Annotated in this window: 14 protein-coding genes; 9 read left to right on the top strand and 5 right to left on the bottom strand. The window is 69.6% G+C overall.

Annotated elements, in window-relative coordinates; translation table 11 throughout:
• The first annotated feature begins 25 nt into the window (after positions 1-25).
• Entirely contained in the window at positions 26-1,627 is a 1,602-nt protein-coding gene (locus BBK82_RS14865) for a glycosyltransferase family 87 protein (protein WP_065915551.1), read from the top strand.
• Here BBK82_RS14865 and BBK82_RS14860 read toward each other — a convergent pair.
• Genes BBK82_RS14860 through BBK82_RS14850 form a run of 3 tightly spaced genes read right to left on the bottom strand, consistent with a single transcriptional unit; the run spans position 1,539 to position 4,754 of the window.
• On the bottom strand, positions 1,539-2,546 hold the full coding sequence (locus tag BBK82_RS14860) for a GDSL-type esterase/lipase family protein (protein WP_065915550.1): 1,008 nt from the start codon (positions 2,544-2,546) through the stop codon (positions 1,539-1,541). The two genes, BBK82_RS14865 and BBK82_RS14860, sit on opposite strands and share 89 nt — an antisense overlap.
• Positions 2,547-2,565: 19 nt before the next feature.
• On the bottom strand, positions 2,566-3,960 hold the full coding sequence (locus BBK82_RS14855) for a glycosyltransferase family 87 protein (RefSeq protein ID WP_065921073.1): 1,395 nt from the start codon (positions 3,958-3,960) through the stop codon (positions 2,566-2,568).
• A gap of 23 nt (positions 3,961-3,983) precedes the next feature.
• Positions 3,984-4,754 carry a deoxyribonuclease IV gene (locus BBK82_RS14850; protein WP_065921072.1) on the bottom strand — a complete coding sequence of 257 codons (771 nt, stop codon included), beginning with the start codon at positions 4,752-4,754 and terminating at the stop codon, positions 3,984-3,986.
• Between the two features lie 143 nt (positions 4,755-4,897).
• Here BBK82_RS14850 and BBK82_RS14845 point away from each other — a divergent pair, with 143 nt between their 5' ends.
• The 7 genes from BBK82_RS14845 (at position 4,898) to BBK82_RS14815 (ending at position 10,690) form a co-directional block, all read left to right on the top strand.
• Entirely contained in the window at positions 4,898-5,833 is a 936-nt protein-coding gene (locus BBK82_RS14845; protein ID WP_154697318.1) for a hypothetical protein, read from the top strand.
• Between the two features lie 101 nt (positions 5,834-5,934).
• Positions 5,935-6,309, top strand: coding sequence for a 30S ribosomal protein S6 (rpsF, locus tag BBK82_RS14840; RefSeq protein ID WP_071812859.1), 375 nt, complete (start codon positions 5,935-5,937; stop codon positions 6,307-6,309).
• Between the two features lie 29 nt (positions 6,310-6,338).
• Positions 6,339-6,845 carry a single-stranded DNA-binding protein gene (locus BBK82_RS14835; protein WP_065915547.1) on the top strand — a complete coding sequence of 169 codons (507 nt, stop codon included), beginning with the start codon at positions 6,339-6,341 and terminating at the stop codon, positions 6,843-6,845.
• A gap of 57 nt (positions 6,846-6,902) precedes the next feature.
• On the top strand, positions 6,903-7,142 hold the full coding sequence (rpsR, locus tag BBK82_RS14830; RefSeq protein ID WP_030465683.1) for a 30S ribosomal protein S18: 240 nt from the start codon (positions 6,903-6,905) through the stop codon (positions 7,140-7,142).
• Between the two features lie 17 nt (positions 7,143-7,159).
• The gene (rplI, locus tag BBK82_RS14825; protein WP_065915546.1) at positions 7,160-7,618 is read left to right on the top strand and encodes a 50S ribosomal protein L9; all 459 of its coding nucleotides are present in this window, start codon (positions 7,160-7,162) and stop codon (positions 7,616-7,618) included.
• Positions 7,619-8,152: 534 nt separating this feature from the next.
• Positions 8,153-10,180, top strand: a complete 2,028-nt coding sequence (dnaB, locus tag BBK82_RS14820) for a replicative DNA helicase (RefSeq protein ID WP_065915545.1) — start codon at positions 8,153-8,155, stop codon at positions 10,178-10,180.
• A gap of 39 nt (positions 10,181-10,219) precedes the next feature.
• Complete coding sequence (locus BBK82_RS14815) at positions 10,220-10,690, top strand: GNAT family N-acetyltransferase (RefSeq protein ID WP_065915544.1); 471 nt, start codon at positions 10,220-10,222, stop codon at positions 10,688-10,690.
• A 3-nt stretch (positions 10,691-10,693) separates the two neighbouring features.
• Here BBK82_RS14815 and BBK82_RS14810 read toward each other — a convergent pair whose 3' ends face one another.
• Positions 10,694-11,290 carry a TetR/AcrR family transcriptional regulator gene (locus BBK82_RS14810; RefSeq protein ID WP_065915543.1) on the bottom strand — a complete coding sequence of 199 codons (597 nt, stop codon included), beginning with the start codon at positions 11,288-11,290 and terminating at the stop codon, positions 10,694-10,696.
• Positions 11,291-11,411: 121 nt separating this feature from the next.
• Between BBK82_RS14810 and BBK82_RS14805 the strand changes: the two genes are divergently transcribed.
• Complete coding sequence (locus tag BBK82_RS14805; RefSeq protein ID WP_065915542.1) at positions 11,412-12,263, top strand: SDR family oxidoreductase; 852 nt, start codon at positions 11,412-11,414, stop codon at positions 12,261-12,263.
• A gap of 197 nt (positions 12,264-12,460) precedes the next feature.
• Here BBK82_RS14805 and BBK82_RS14800 read toward each other — a convergent pair whose 3' ends face one another.
• Positions 12,461-15,736 carry a beta strand repeat-containing protein gene (locus tag BBK82_RS14800; protein ID WP_154697317.1) on the bottom strand — a complete coding sequence of 1,092 codons (3,276 nt, stop codon included), beginning with the start codon at positions 15,734-15,736 and terminating at the stop codon, positions 12,461-12,463.
• Positions 15,737-15,761: the final 25 nt, after the last annotated feature.

The raw sequence follows: 15,761 nt of genomic DNA, 5'->3' as shown, positions 1-15,761 counted from the left end.
CGGTCTTGGCCGTAACATCCCGCCCGTGCCCAGCCCTGCCGAGCCCACCTCCGCCGAGCTCCCCGCGGAGGACACCGACTCGCTCACCCCGCAGCAGCGAGTCGCGCCCACCTGGACCGAGTCGCTCGCCCGCACCCTGAGCAGACCGTTCGGCGGCCCGCTGGGCAGGCACGCGCAGGTCGGGCGGCACTGGTTCTGGACGGCGGTGCGGGTGGTGCTGCTGCTCGCGGTGCTGACATTGCTGCTGGGGTACGTGCAGAAGTCGCCGTGCATCCAGCAGTACGTGGACGAGAAGGGGCAGGTGCAGCTGGACTGGCGGGGCAGCAAGCAGTTCACGGCGCTCTGCTACTCCGACACGGTGCCGCTCTACACGGCGGAGCGGCTGGACCAGCGGGGGTCGTTCCCGTACATCACCTCGTGGAAGGACGACGAGGGAAAGCCGACCGAGCACGTTCGGTACATGGAGTACCCGGTGGTCACGGGGCTCTTCCAGTGGCTGAACGCGCGGGTGGCGCAGGGGCTCGTGGCGCTGGTGCCGGGGCTGCCGATGACGGTCATCGTGTACTTCAACATCACCGCGTTCTGGCTGGCGGTGGCGTGGCTGGTCACGGTCTTCTCGGTGGCCCGCATCGCGCGGCGGCGGATGTGGGACGCGGCGATCGTGGCGGTGTCGCCGCTGGTCATCGTGCACGCGTTCACGAACTTCGACACGATCGCGACGGCGTTCGCGACGGCCGGGCTGCTGGCGTGGGCGCGGAAGAAGCCCGTGCTGGCCGGTGTGCTGCTCGGGCTCGGCGGGGCGGCGAAGCTGTACCCGTTGTTCCTGTTGGGGCCGTTGTTGTTGCTGTGCTGGCGTTCCCAACGGCTGAAGGCGGGTCTCACAACCACGGCGGCGGCTATCGGGGCGTGGGCGCTCGTCAACGCACCGATCGCGTTGAACCCGGCATCGCACACGGGGTGGAAGGAGTTCTTCCGCCTCAACACCGAACGCAACGCCGACCCCGACACGATCTACAACGTGCTGGTGCAGTGGACCGGGTGGCAGGGCTTCGACCCCGGGATCACGCAGGGGCAGCCGCCGACGGTGCTGAACACGGTCAGCTCGGTGCTGTTCCTGGTCTGTTGCGCGGGCATCGCGTACGTGGCGTTGAGCGCGCCCACGCGGCCGCGGCTCGCGCAGCTCGGGTTCCTGGTCGTGGCGGCGTTCCTGCTGACCAACAAGGTGTGGAGCCCGCAGTACTCGCTGTGGCTGGTGCCGCTGGCGGTGCTCGCGCTGCCGCGGTGGAAGCTGCTGCTGGCGTGGATGACGGTCGACGCGCTCGTGTGGGTGCCGCGGATGTACTTCTACCTCGGCACGGAGAACAAGGGGCTGCCGATCGACTGGTTCCTCGGTGCCGTGTTGTTGCGTGACGCCGCGGTCATCGCGTTGTGCGTGATCATCCTGAAGGAGATCTACCACCCGGAACGCGACCTCGTGCGGAAGGCGGGCGACGACCCGTTGGCCGGCGTTCTCGAGGACGCACCTGACCGGCCGCTCGTCACACCCGCACGAGCCGAGCCATTGCACCGAATGCGGCCGCGTTCGGATGCAGATGATCACCGGAGTCGAACTCCGGACGCAGTCTGAGCGGGTCGGCGGGGTCGCGGAGCTCGGCGTCGAAGTCGATCGCGTCCGGCACGTTGGCGCGGATCCACGCGTTGGTCTTGAGGCGCTGCCGGTCGCGTTCCTCGGTCCAGTTCACCCAGCCGCGCCACGGCGTGATGGTGCCGACGACGACGGGTACGCCCTCGTTGCGGCACCGCAGCTGCACCGTGCGGATGCCGGCGATGACGGCGTCCGCGCTGATGTCGTTCTGGATGTCGTTGATGCCGCCGAGCAACACGACCTTGCGGACCTCGTTGCTGTGGAGGACGTCGCGCTGCAGACGCGTGATCATCGGTGCGTCGCCGGTCAACAGGCCGTTGCCGCTGATGCCCGCGTTCAGCACGGCGTAGTCGGTCTGCACCATGGACGGCCATGTGCCGGAGGAGTTCCCCTCGGTGATCGAGTCACCGAACATCACCACGGCACCTGGTGCGGTGAAGCCGGCTACTTCGACGGCCGAGACAAGGCAGACATGGTCGCGTGCGGACGTCACGGTGCGGAGTGCGCGCGCTTGGCACGGCGTACCTGACGGCACGTACGTGCTGATTTCCAACGTCTTCGTGACGACCAGCTGCACGGGGTCGCTGTAGACCTCGGACCGCGCCTTCATCAGCACGCCGCGCGAGCCGCGGAACGCGAGCTCGCGGGTCTCGCCGTTCGCGGTGACCACGACCCGCTCGACCCTGACCGGCTTGATGCCCATGAGGTTCGACAGCCGCACCCGGACCGACGTGCCGCCCGCGGTGAGGTCCACGGTCGTGCGCACCACCGGGTCGGGGGTGGCCGCCGAGAGGGTCGGCACCGCCTGCCACACCGGCAGCCAGCGCACCGGCGCGCCGCGGCCGGGCGCACCGGAGGCACCGCAGGCCAGCAGCAATGCCAGCACCATGATCACCCTCACGGGTGCAGTGTGCGGCCGGTCAGCGCTTCGCGGCTACGGCTCCGCGGAGGAACTTCCGATCATCGGGGTGCTCGTCCTCGGTCACGTCCCTCGCCTTGAGGAACGCGATGAACAACGCCACCAGCAGCGCCGCCCGGCCCCACACGCCGATCATCACGGCCTGCGCGGAGAAGCTGTCGTAGATCCCGGCCGGCTGCCCGAACTCGATCGCCCAGAACCAGCGGAAGATCCCGATCCCCATCGCCAGGTCGACGACGAAGTACGCGAACGACCAGGCCAGCGGGACGCGCATGAGCACGAGGAACGGCACCAGCCACAGCGTGTACTGCGGCGAGTGGACCTTGTGCAGCAGCATGAAGCCGCACATCATCGCGGCCGACACCGCGATCCACGGGTAGCTGCCCTCGCGGCGGAACCGCAGCCAGCCGTAGCCGGCGGCGATGCCGAACGAGACCAGCATCAGGATCGGCGAGATCACGCCCACCAGCGACTGCATCGCGTCGTCGCCGATGAACGGCCGCAGACCCCAGTACCAGATCGAGTTCGTGGTGATGTCGACCCGGCGCTGGCCCTGGAACTCGAACGACGCGAGCCAGCCGTCGTAGCCCGCGATCGCGAACGGCAGGTTGACCAGCACGACCGTGACGATCGAGGCCAGTGCGACCCTGACCGCGCCGGCGACGTCCACCTTCTTGCCCGCGCGCCGGACCCGTTCCGGCAGCTCCCTGCCCTGCCAGCCGCCGGTCGCGACGAAGAGCAGCAGCGGCAGCACGAAGATCGCCGGGTAGACCTTGAACGCGAACCCGAGCCCGAGCAGCACGGACGCGACCGTGGCCCGTTCGACCAGCGGCCGGTTCCAGCGGTGCACCACGTAGACCGCGGCGACCGAGCAGAGCACGACCGGCAGGTCCCAGTTGTGGAACGCGTACAGGACCAGCGGTGGCCCGATCGCCCACAGCAGGGCGCGCCAGCGGGCGAGCTTGCCCAGCAGGTAGCCGGTGAGCAGGCCGAACGGTGCCATCAGCAGCGACGAGTAGAGCAGGTACTCCGCGTCGTTGTGCGCGAAGATCGCGCCCGCCCAGATCAGCAGGCCGCTGAGCACCGGGTACTCGACCGAGCCGCCGATCAGGATGCCCTGCTCGTTGATGGCGCCGTCGACGTACGGGAAGACGTGCCGGTCGATGTCGCGCCCGATCCAGAGGTGCTGGATGTCGGAGTAGCAGACCTCCTGCTTGTTGCGCTCGTCGTAGTCGGGCTGCGTGCGGCCCCACTGGTCGAACGCGGGACCGGTGCAGCGGTCCTTGTTGGCGAAGCCGAGCAGCAGCGTGAGGCCGCAGAGCAGCACGAGCACGGCCAGAGCGGCCCTGCCGAAGCGGTGCGCGGAACCCCCGGCACCGCCTCGCTCAGGCGTCACGCTCACCACCTCGTGCACGCTGTTCACCGGCCGGCGTGGTCGCGCAGGTACGCGATGTCGTCGGCCTGGCCCTCGTCCGGTGTCTCCACCACGACGGGGCATCCGGCACTGGCGGCCACGGCCACCAGCTGATCAGCGTCGATGGTGCCAGTACTGATGTTGTCGTGCCGATCGCGCGAGGAACCGAACTCGTCGCGCGAGCTGTTGAGGTGCACGAGGTCGATCCGGCCGGTGATCGCTTTCACCCGGTCGACGATGCCGACGAGGTCCTCGCCCGCGGCGAAGGCGTGGCAGGTGTCGAGGCAGAAGCCGGCGCCGAACTCGCCCACCGCGTCCCAGAGCATCTTGAGCGAGTCGAACGTCCGCGCCATGGCGTTGTCGCCGCCCGCGGTGTTCTCGATCAGGACCGGGACCGCGAACCCGCCCTCGGCGACCTGCCGCTCGAAGAACTTGCGCCAGTTGGCGAAGCCGTCGGCCGGGTCCTCGCCCTTGGTGACGTGCCCGCCGTGCACGATCAAGCCCTTGGCGCCGACGGTGGCGGCGGCCTCCGCGTGCTGGACCACGTTCTTCCGCGAGGGAATCCGGATCTTGTTGTTCAGCGACGCGACGTTGATCAGGTACGGGGCGTGGACGAACACCTCGAGGTCGGAGGCGAGCAGCGCCTCCGTCTGCGGGTGCGGTTTCGGCTTCTTCCACCCCTGGGGGTCGGACAGGAAGAACTGGACGACGTCGGCACCGCGTTCGGCCGCGGCGCCGACCGGGTCGTCGTCGCGGACATGGGCCCCGATGCGCATGAACAGGAGGGTAGTCGGCGTCCGCAACGCCATCGCAGCCGCCGCCGATAGGAGTAATTGCGAAAATCGGGGGTGGTTCGCGTCACCACCAGGACGTACGTTCGTTACTTGAGAGTAGGTAACGAGGTGAGACAGGGGTGCGCATGCGACTGCTGAGCGTCACCGCCGCGACGCTGCTGGCGCTGGCCTCCGCTTCGGTGGGCCTGGTTCCGGCCGCGGCGGCAGAGCCCATCGTGGTGGGCAGCTGCGCGACATCGGTGCAGGGAACGCCTGGTCAGCCCGTTTCGCTGAGCCCGGCCGCGGTCACCCAGCCGATCACCGACCTGGTGCGGGCCGTGCCCGTGCTCGGGCCGCCGCTCGCGCAGCCGTTCAAGGACGCGTTCGCGCAGGCCAAGCCCATCCCGATCGGTGCGGTGCAGCTCGGCACGACGACCATCAGCGGCGCGACCATCGCGAACGCGGTGATGGTCGAGGTGCACAAGATCCCGCTGCTCGGGCCGATCCTCGGCACGCTCGACAAGACCGTGCGCGAGACCCTGTCCCTCGGCTGCAAGGTGGTCGTGACCGGCGTCAACCAGGTCGCCGCGCCGGTCCAGGACGGCAGCAAGGCCGTCGCCGACAACTCGCAGAAGCTCACGCCCCAGCTGCCCGGCCAGCCGAAACCGCCTGGTCAGCAGCCCCAGCCGCAGCCCGGCACCCCGCCGGGGACGCAGCCGGGCACGAACCCCGGTGCGACCCCCGGCTCGCCCGCGGGCACCCCGATCGGGCGCGACTTCCCGCTGTACTCGCTCGGCACGAACTTCGGCCGCGTGCCGCTGTTCAGCTACGGCTCACTGCCGTTCGCGATGCCCGGCCTCTACTCGCCGTCGCCCGGCGTGCGCTACGGCTCACAGGTGCCGCGCGCGTCCAGCGGCAACGGCCTGGACGAGTCGGTGCAGACCGCGGGCCGCGCCACCGCGCTGCCCAGGACGTCCGGCCCCGGCGGGGTCGGTCTCCCGGTGCTGGTCGCGGTGCTGCTGCTGGCCTGCGTGACGGGTGCGCTGGTGCGGACCTGGGTGCTCCGCCGCACCCCTGCGTAGTCGCCGGACGCGCTCTGTTAACCTTCTTCAGTTGCTGACGCGACGACCCTCCTGCCACGGAAAGCCCGTGGCCGCGAGTCCACAGGAGGTGAGTGGTCCTCATGCGTCATTACGAAGTGATGGTCATCCTCGACCCCAGTCTCGACGAGCGCACGGTTGCGCCGTCTCTCGACACGTTCCTCAACGTCATCCGCACCACGGGCGGCAACGTTGAGAAGGTCGAGGTGTGGGGCAAGCGCCGGTTGAGCTTCGAGATCAACAAGAGCGCCGAAGGCATCTACGCGGTGCTCGACCTGACCTCGACTCCCGAAGCGGTGAAGGAACTGGACCGCCAGCTCGGTCTGCAGGAGACGGTGCTCCGGACGAAGGTCCTGCGCCGCGAGCCCGCCAAGGCTGCCAAGTTGGCCGCCAAGGCTGCGGCGAAGGCGGACGCCAAGTCGGCCAAGTCGGCGGCCAGGGCCGCCGCCAGGGCCTGACGAACCTCGATTAGGGGAGCTCCCAAGACATGGCTGGCGAGACGACGATCACGGTGGTCGGGAACCTGACCGCCGACCCGGAACTCCGCTTCACCCAGAGCGGTGCCGCGGTGGCGTCCTTCACGGTCGCCTCCACGCCCCGCACCTTCGACCGCCAGTCCGGCGAGTGGAAGGACGGCGAAGCGCTGTTCCTGCGGTGCAACGTGTGGCGGCAGGTCGCCGAGAACGTGGCCGAGTCGCTCACCCGCGGTTCGCGAGTGCTCGTCTCCGGACGGTTGCGCCAGCGTTCCTTCGAGACGAAGGAAGGCGAGAAGCGCACTGTCGTGGAGCTGGAGGTCGACGAGATCGGCCCCTCGCTGCGCTACGCGACCGCGAAGGTCAACAAGGTCAGCCGTGGAGACGGCGGCGGTGGCGGCGGCTTCGGCGGCGGCGGCGGTCAGCAGTCTCGTGGCGGCGGTGGCGCGCCCGCAGACGACCCGTGGGGTTCCGCCCCGCCGGCCGGCTCGGGTGGTTTCGCCGACGAGCCCCCCTTCTAGACCGCTGCACCGGTCATCCAGAACCTGATCACTGCGTATTCCAGGAGTTAGAGACACATGGCCAAGCCGCCTGTGCGCAAGCCCAAGAAGAAGGTCTGTGCCTTCTGCAAGGACAAGAGCGCGAACCTGATCGACTACAAGGACACGACGCTGCTTCGGAAGTTCATCTCCGACCGCGGCAAGATCCGTGCCCGCCGCGTCACCGGCAACTGCTCACAGCACCAGCGCGACGTCGCTGTTGCCGTGAAGAACGCCCGTGAGATGGCGCTGCTGCCCTACACCTCGACCGCTCGCTAAGGAAAGGGGACACCGCGATGAAGCTCATCCTCACCGCTGACGTTTCCGGCCTCGGCGCTCCCGGCGACGTCGTCGAGGTCAAGGACGGCTACGGCCGCAACTACCTGCTCCCGCGCGGTCTCGCGATCGTCGCGACCCGCGGTGCGCAGAAGCAGATCCAGGTCATCACCCGCGCGCAGGACACCCGGCGCGTGCGCGACCTGGACCACGCCAAGGAGATCAAGGCCAAGCTCGAGGGCCTCGGCGGCGTGACGCTGACCGCGAAGGCTGCGGCCGGCTCCACCAAGCTGTTCGGCTCGATCACCACCGCCGACGTGGCGGCGGCGGTCAAGAAGTCCGCGGGTGGCCTCACCCTGGACAAGCGCGCCATCGAGCTGCCGGGTCACATCAAGACCACCGGCAAGCACTCGGTGACGGTTCGCCTCCACCCCGAGGTCACCGTCGCGCTGCCGCTCGTCGTCACCGCGGCCGAGTAAGACCGCTCGACGAAGCTCGAGGACGACCCGTTGGGTAGGTCCACGTGTGATCGTTTGCAGAAGCGCCACCCCCCGGAATGCTCCGGGTGGGTGGCGCTTTCGCTCGTTCGGACGAGTGCGTTTCTGTCCACTTCCTGTGGATAACCCACCCGTTCGGCAACCCCGCGACACGCCGAAGAATGCGTTTTTCGCGACACGCCGAGGCTGTGGCGCACAACTTTTTCCACAAGTTGTACACAGCCCCTGAGCTGGAGTTACTTCTGTCACTCCACCGGTTGTCAACAGGTTGTCCCCAGCGTCTCCGCCCCTGTGAGCAACCATCCACAGGTTGTCCCCCAGTTGTCCACAGGGCGATCCACACACCGGTTTGCTTGCTCCGGACGGGTCCCTCTAGCGTCGCAGCTCGGGGGATGCCATCGCACAGCGTGGCCGCCCGGAATTGTCGGTGCCACGCGGTACAACTAGGTGACAGGCACCGGCTCTCGACATCTTCGCAGGGGTGATTCAGCAGTGGCGTTGGTCGACGACCGGGGTATGGCGGAGCCGAGTTTCGAACGTCAGCCGCCGCAGGACCTCGCCGCTGAACAGTCGGTGCTGGGCGGCATGCTGCTGTCCAAGGACGCGATCGCGGACGTGATCGAGGCGCTCGCGCCGAACGACTTCTACCGCCCGGCCCACCAGGCGATCTACGACTGCATCCTCGACCTCTACGGCCGCGGTGAGCCCGCCGACCCGATCACGATCTCCGCCGAGCTGGAGCGCCGCGGCGAGCTGCTGCGCGTGGGTGGCGCGCCGTACCTGCACACGTTGATCGCGACGGTGCCGACGGCGGCGAACGCCGGGTACTACGCCGAGATCGTGGCGGAGAAGGCGGTGCTGCGCCGGCTGGTCGAGGCGGGCACGCGCATCGTGCAGCTCGGGTACAACGGTGCCGAGGGCGCCGACGTCGACGAGGTGGTCGACCGCGCGCAGTCGGCGATCTACGAGGTCACCGACCGCCGCACGACCGAGGACTACTCGGTGCTGGAGGACCTGCTCCAGCCGACGATGGACGAGATCGACGCGATCGCCTCGCGCGGTGGCCAGTCGCTCGGCATCCCGACCGGCTTCGCCGACCTCGACGACCTGACGAACGGCCTGCACCCCGGCCAGATGATCATCGTCGCCGCCCGTCCGGGTGTCGGCAAGGCGCTCGCGCTCGACACCCCGCTGCCCACGCCGGACGGCTGGACGACGATGGGCGAGGTCTCCGCCGGCTCGTTCCTGCTGGGCGCCGACGGCCGCCCGACCCGCGTGGTCGCCGCGACCGAGGTCATGACCGGCAGGCCGTGCTTCGAGGTCGAGTTCTCCGACGGCACGGTGATCGTCGCCGACGCCGAGCACCAGTGGCTCACCGAGTCGTGCAGCGAGACCGGCGGGTTCTGGGCGATCCGCACGACGCAGCAGCTGTTCCACCGCGTCGGCGAGTGCCGCGTGTTCATCCGCATGTCGGCCGCGTGGGAGCTGCCGGCGGCCTCGTTGCCGCTGACGCCGACCGCGCTCGGCCAGTTCCTGTCCGGTCTGGGCGAGCTGGAGCTGACCGACGACGAGCTGCGGGTGGCCAAGGAGCTCGGCCTGGCCGACGAGCCGCACGTGCCGGCCGCCTACCTGCGCGCCTCCCGCGCGCAGCGGGCAGAACTGCTGGCCGCGCTGCAGGTCGACGGCCGGTTCGCCCGCCTGCGCCGGGACGTGGCCGAGCTGGTCGCGAGCCTCGGCGAGCACGACCGGGTGGAGATCGTGGCGGTGCGGCCAGTCCCGTCCGTGCCGGTGCGGTGCGTGGAGGTCGACAACCACGACCACCTGTACCTGGCCGGCGAGACGATGATCCCCACGCACAACTCGACGCTGGGCCTCGACTTCGCGCGGTCGTGCTCGGTGAAGCACGGCATGGCCAGCGCGATCTTCAGCCTCGAAATGAGCAAGACCGAGATCGTCATGCGCATGCTCTCCGCGGAGGCGCGCATCCGCCTCGGCGACATGCGCGGTGGCAAGATGAGCGACGACGACTGGACCCGCCTCGCCCGCAGGATGAGCGAGATCAGCGAGGCGCCGCTGTTCGTCGACGACAGCCCGAACCTGACGATGATGGAGATCCGCGCCAAGGCCCGCCGGCTCAAGCAGCGGCACGACCTCAAGCTGGTGGTCGTCGACTACCTCCAGCTGATGAGCTCCGGCAAGCGCACCGAGTCCCGCCAGCAGGAAGTCTCCGAGTTCTCCCGATCACTGAAGCTGATCGCCAAGGAGCTCGAGGTCCCGGTCATCGCGATCTCCCAGCTGAACCGCGGTCCCGAGCAACGCACCGACAAGCGCCCGATGCTGTCCGACCTCCGTGAGTCCGGCTCCCTGGAGCAGGACGCGGACATGGTCATCCTGATCAACCGCCCGGACGCCTGGGAACGCGACGACCCGCGCGCCGGCGAGGCCGACCTGATCATCGCCAAGCACCGTGCCGGCCCCACCGCCACGATCACCGTCGCGCACCAGCTGCACTACAGCCGGTTCGCCGACCTGGCCCAGCAGTAACGCGACCATGACCACCTACCGCTCGTAGTCAGGCCGCCGATGCCCATCACCTGCCGCGCCGCAACCCTCGCCGACGTACCCACGTTGGTCGCGCTGCGCCTGGCCAACGCCGAGAAGCACGCCGCGCTCGACCCGGAGGTGTTCCGCATCCCGGACCCCGAGGCCGTGCGCCGCTACTTCGAGGCGACGCTCGACTCGTTGCTGATCACGGTCGCCGAGGTCGACGGCGCGGTGGCCGGCATGGCCGAGGTCGTCCTGCTGCCGCCCGCGCCCAGTCACCAGATCCTGGTGCCGCGCACCGGCGCCGACATCCACACCGTCGTCCTCGACACGCACCGCGGCCAGGGCGTCGGCGCAGCACTGGTCACCGCCGCCGAACAGGTCGCCGCTGCTCACGGCGTCACAACCCTCTTCGCCGGAATCTTCGCCACGAACGCCGAGGCCGTCTCGTTCTACTCGGCCCGCGGCTTCACCCCACGCGGAACCCTGCTCAGCAAGCCGATCTCGTAGCGGTCAGCGGGGCATCAGCCCGCGCAGCGCGGTGTCCACGACCTGCTCGGCATAATCGCCGGTCAACGGCCCCGTGCGGTGCAACCACCGGTTGAGCACCGGCCCGAACACCATGTCGACGGCCACCTCGAGGTCAACGTCCCCCGCCAGCTGCCCGGCCAGCTGGGCGGCACGCAACCGTTCCTTCTTGAGCTCCCGCATCGGCCCGTCGAGCCGTTGCGCGTAGTCGGCCGCCAACGCCGGGTCGTGCACGATCTCGGTGTGCATGGCCCGCATGGCCTGGTCGAAACGCGGGTCGTTCAGCTCGTCCACCGTCGCCCGCAACACCAGCTTGAGGTCGGCCGCCAGGTCACCGGTGTCAGGCAGCGCCGCCGCCTCACCCTCACCGGCCATCGCCAAGAAGGCGTCGAACAACAACGAGCCCTTCGACGGCCACCACCGGTAGATCGTCTGCTTGCCGACCCCCGCGGCCTGCGCAATCCCCTCGATGCTCAGCTTCGCGTACCCCACCTCCCCGACCAGCTCCAACGCGGCAGCGAGGATGGCCCGCCGCGCGGTCTCGCTGCGGCGGCTGGGATCGGGCGCGACCTTCGTGGACACCGCACCACTCTAGCAACCATGAGACGAGACGGTCCGTCTTGACACCCCGCGCACCCTGATGCACACTTTCGCCATAACAAGACGAGACGTACCGTCTCGTTACAGCGAAGGGACCCACCACATGACCGCCTCACCCCGCGTCTGGTTCATCACCGGAGCCAGCCGCGGCCTCGGCCGCGCTTTCACCGAAGCCGCCCTCGCCGCCGGCGACCGAGTCATCGGCACCGCCCGCGACATCTCACCGCTCGCCCCACTCGTCGCCCAGCACCCCGACCACCTGCTGACGCTGCCCCTCGACGTCACCGACCGCGAAGCCGTCTTCACCGTCGTCAACCAGGCAGCCACCCACTTCGGCAAGCTCGACGTCGTCGTGAACAACGCCGGCACGCTGTTCGCCGGCATGGTCGAGGAGTTCACCGAAGCCCAGGCCCGCACCCAGCTGGACGTGAACTTCTTCGGCGCCCTCTGGGTCAGCCAGGCAGTCCTCCCACACCTGCGCACGCAGGGCAGCGGCCACATCCTGCAGATCTCCAGCATCGGCGCCCTCAGCGGCTTCCCGAGCACCGGCCTCTACAGCGCCAGCAAGTTCGCCCTCGAAGGCATGAGCGAAGCCCTCGCCGCCGAAGCAGCCCAGTTCGGCGTGAAGGTCACCATCGTCCAGCCCGGCGGCTACTGGACCGACCTCTACACGAGCAGCACCGCCACCACCCCCACCTCGGCCTACGACGACCTCCGCGCAGAACTGGAGAAGCAGTGGGCAGAGGGCTCGATCGACAGCGCCCCCCACCTCGCCGCCGAAGCGGTGATGACCCTCGTGGCCAGCGACAACCCACCCCTGCGCCTGCTGCTCGGCAGCATGGTCTACGACCTGGCGTTCCACATCTCCCAAAGCCGCATGGACACGTGGCGCTCCTGGGAACAGACCAGCCGAGCCGCCGAAAAGGCCATCCCCAACCCTGACAACAGCTTGTGATCGAGCCGCAGGCGAGAAGTTGTGAAGCCTTCGTACCTGGCCAGCCTTCCTCGGGAGGAACAGCACGCCCCCAAGGGCGGGCCCACACAGCACTGAGCCCCGATGACACCGTCGTGTCATCGGGGCTCAGCTTCTTACCGGAGGAGGGTGTTACAACCTGAACTGTCCAGGCCAGATCTTACGGGGTCATACGACCCTTACAGCGTGCCCGTCACACGGTCGAACACGTTGCCCGACTCCAGCATCGACATCGCCGGAGCGTCGACCGGCACGCTCGGCAGCGACCGCTCGCCAGCCGGAACCAACCCCGACGTCGGGTTGAGGTTCAGACCGGACACGTTGGCCGGGCTGTTGACCGGCAGGGCCGGCAGCGAACGCTCGGTCGGGATCGGCAGCGGCACGGGGAGCGCCGGCAGGGCCGGGGCGGTCACCGGCAGGGACGGCATCGAACGCTGGGTGGCGCCGCCGGGGACCAGCTTCTTGGCGGCCTCCAGCACCTGGTTGACCGGGAGGCCCTGGATGTTCGGGGCCACGTTCGCGACGCCGTTCTGGCCCAGGGGCAGCTCGGTGCGCTCGTGCGCGAGCTTGGCGGCCTGGGACTTGCCGACCGGGAGGCTGGCGGCCGGGAGCTTGGTGACCGGCAGCTTGCCGACGGGCAGCTTGTCAACGGGCAGCCTGTCGAGGGGCAGCTTGTCAACGGGCAGCTTGCCCACGGGGAGCTTGCCCAGGGGCAGCTGGCCCACGGGCAGCTGGCCGACCGGCAGCTTGCTGGGCGACAGCTTGTTCACCGGCAGCTGACCCGCGGGGAGCTTGCCGATGGGGAGCTGACCGACCGGCAGCTGGCCGACGGGGAGCTTGCCGATGGGCAGCTGACCGGCCAGACCGGTGAGGCCGCCGATCGAGGGCAGGCCGTTGATCGGCAGGTTGCGGAAGGACGGCACGCCCTGGAACCCCGGGACCTCGGTGGCGCCCATCAGCTTGTCGATGCCCTTGGGGAGCTGGATGCCCTTGAGCTGGCTGGCACGCAGGGTGCCCTCGTCCTCGCCGGTGAGCTGGGTGTCGTCGCTGGTGCCGCCGGTGAAGGCCTGGCCGACCAGCTCGACGGGGATGCGGCGGACGCTGGCTGCGGCCTCCGCGGGGACGGTCATCTCGCGGCCGGCCAGGGGGCCGACGCCCTCGGTGTCCATGTCGCCGCCGGCCTGCGTGTCCGAGGCCTTCTCGGTCCAGGTCGAGGCCGAGCCCGCGACCGCGACGGCGTCCGCGTAGGGCTGGGCGGCGGCGTTGGCCGGCACGTGGAGCAGGTTGCCGGAGACCGAGCCGTCCTTGCCGGAGGTCTGCGAGTCGTCGCCGGCCTGGACGTCCGTGGTGGTGTCGGCGTCCGAGGTGGTGAGACCGGCTGCCGAGACCGTGTTGCCGGGGACCGGCACGAACGGCGTGGCCTGCGCGCCGATCAGGTTGCCCGCGATGGAGCCGCGCTCGCCGGTGCTCTGGACGTCGCCGCCCGCGTCCGAGTCGAGGTCGTTGGTGGCGGTCGAGTTGACGTTGCTGCCGCCGCCGACCGACCAGCCCATGACCTGGGTGGCGGACGCGACCGGCGCCGAGATGACGTTGCCGCCGATGGAGCTCTGCTTGCCGTCGGTCGTGGCGTCGCCACCGGCCTGCATGTCGGTCGCGTTGTCGGCGTGCGCCTCGTTGTTGCCGACGAGGGTGACGCCGTCGCCGAAGACCTGGGCCGGCGTCGAGGTCGGGACCTGGACGATGTTGCCGGAGACCGAGGACTTGCGGCCGGTCGCCTTCGGGTCGTCGCCCGCGGTGACCGTGGTGTCGTTCGAGCTGGTCGACGTGGTGTTGCCGACCACGCCGGCCGTGTCGCCGAAGACCTGGGCGGCCGCGGCGGTCGGCGCGGTGATGATGTTCGACGAGACGGTGCCGCGGTCGTCCACGGTGTTCGGCTGGCCGCTCGAGCGGATGTCCTTGACCTCGTCCGCGGAACCGGTGGCCTGGCCACCGGCGGTCGCGGCCGCACCGTAGAGCTCGGCGGGCGCGGCGAGCGGGGTCTGCGCCACGTTGCCGGAGATGACCGAGTTGTCACCGGTCGTGCCCTGGTAGCCACCGGTGTCCGAGTTGACCTCGTTGACGCAGGTGCCGACGGACTGGCCGGCGCCGGAGGCACCGTTGCCGCACACGTCCACGGCCGTGGCCGGCGGGACGTTCGCGATGTTGCCGGACAGGACCGAGTCGTGGCCCTTGGTCCAGTTGTTGCCGCCCGCGCCCGTGTTGGAGCTGTTGGTGTGCTCGGCGCCCGAGTTGCCGACGAGCGACGCGGCGTTGCCACCGACGCCGACCGGCAGCGCGATCGGGGTGTCGGCGATGTTGCCCGACGCCGAGGAGCCGTTGCCCGCGGTGTTGGTGTTGCCACCGGCGTACGACTCGTTGACCGTGTTGCTGACCGCGTAGGAGTTGCCGGCCGCGGCGGCGGCGTTGTCGTCGACCGCGATCGGGCCGGCGAGCGGCGTCTTGGCGACGTTGCCGGCCAGCGTGGCCGGGTCACCGTTCGTCCACACCCGGTCGCCCGCGGACGCGCTGCCGGTCTGGGTCGAGTCGTTGGCGGCGTTGCCCGCACCGGCTGCCGAGTTGCCGTTCACCTCGACCAGCGGGGCCAGCGGGACCTGGCCCGCGTTGCCGGACAGCGTGCTGTCCTTGCCGCTCGTCTGCAGCAGGCCGTTGGACTTCGCGACCGTGTCGGCGGTGGAGCGGGACTCGGCGATGCCGCCCGCACCCACGGCGTTGCCGGTCACCTGGACCGGGGTCGCACCCTGCTCGGCGAGGATGTTGCCCGAGAGGGAACCCTTGTCGCCGTTGGTGATGATGTGGCCGCCGGTGGTGCTGCTCTGCCGGGCGGTCGTGTCGTTGGCGGCGTTGCCGCCCGCGGCGATCGAGTTGCCGGTGACCTGCGCGGGCAGGACGTGGTTGACGGCGACGACGTTGCCGGCGATCGCCTGGCGCTCGCCGGTCGTCTTGACGCTGCCGTCGCGGCTGAGGTCCTGCTCGCAGTCGGCGGTCGTCGAGCCGTCGGCGAGCGCGGAGATCTGGTTGCCGCAGACGTTGACCGGCACGTCGGCGTGCGCCTGGAGCGTGTTGCCGCGGGCGTTCGACGTGGCGGTGTCCTGCAACCGGCCGCTCATCGAGCGGAACAGCGGGTTGGCGACCGGAGCGGCCGTCTTGGTCGGCACCGCGCTGGTGACGCGGTCCGTGCTGATCGTGCGGTCGACCGTCGGTGCGCTGACGTTCCTGGCGGGGTTGGCCAGGTTGTTCTGGTCGATCTTGATGGGAACCGACGCACCGGCGTCAACGACCGGAGGAGCTGCATCCGGGTTGACGTTCTCCTGGGCAGAAGCGATGCCCGTACCGAGCATCAGCAAACCACCAGTGACAAACGCGGACTGGATTCCGCGCTTTGCCCAGGTCTGCATTTGATCTCCTTCCAAAGCCCCTGTT

The sequence above is a fragment of the Lentzea guizhouensis genome (genome assembly GCF_001701025.1).
Taxonomy (GTDB): domain Bacteria; phylum Actinomycetota; class Actinomycetes; order Mycobacteriales; family Pseudonocardiaceae; genus Lentzea; species Lentzea guizhouensis.
This window is presented reverse-complemented; position numbering and strand designations above follow the sequence as displayed.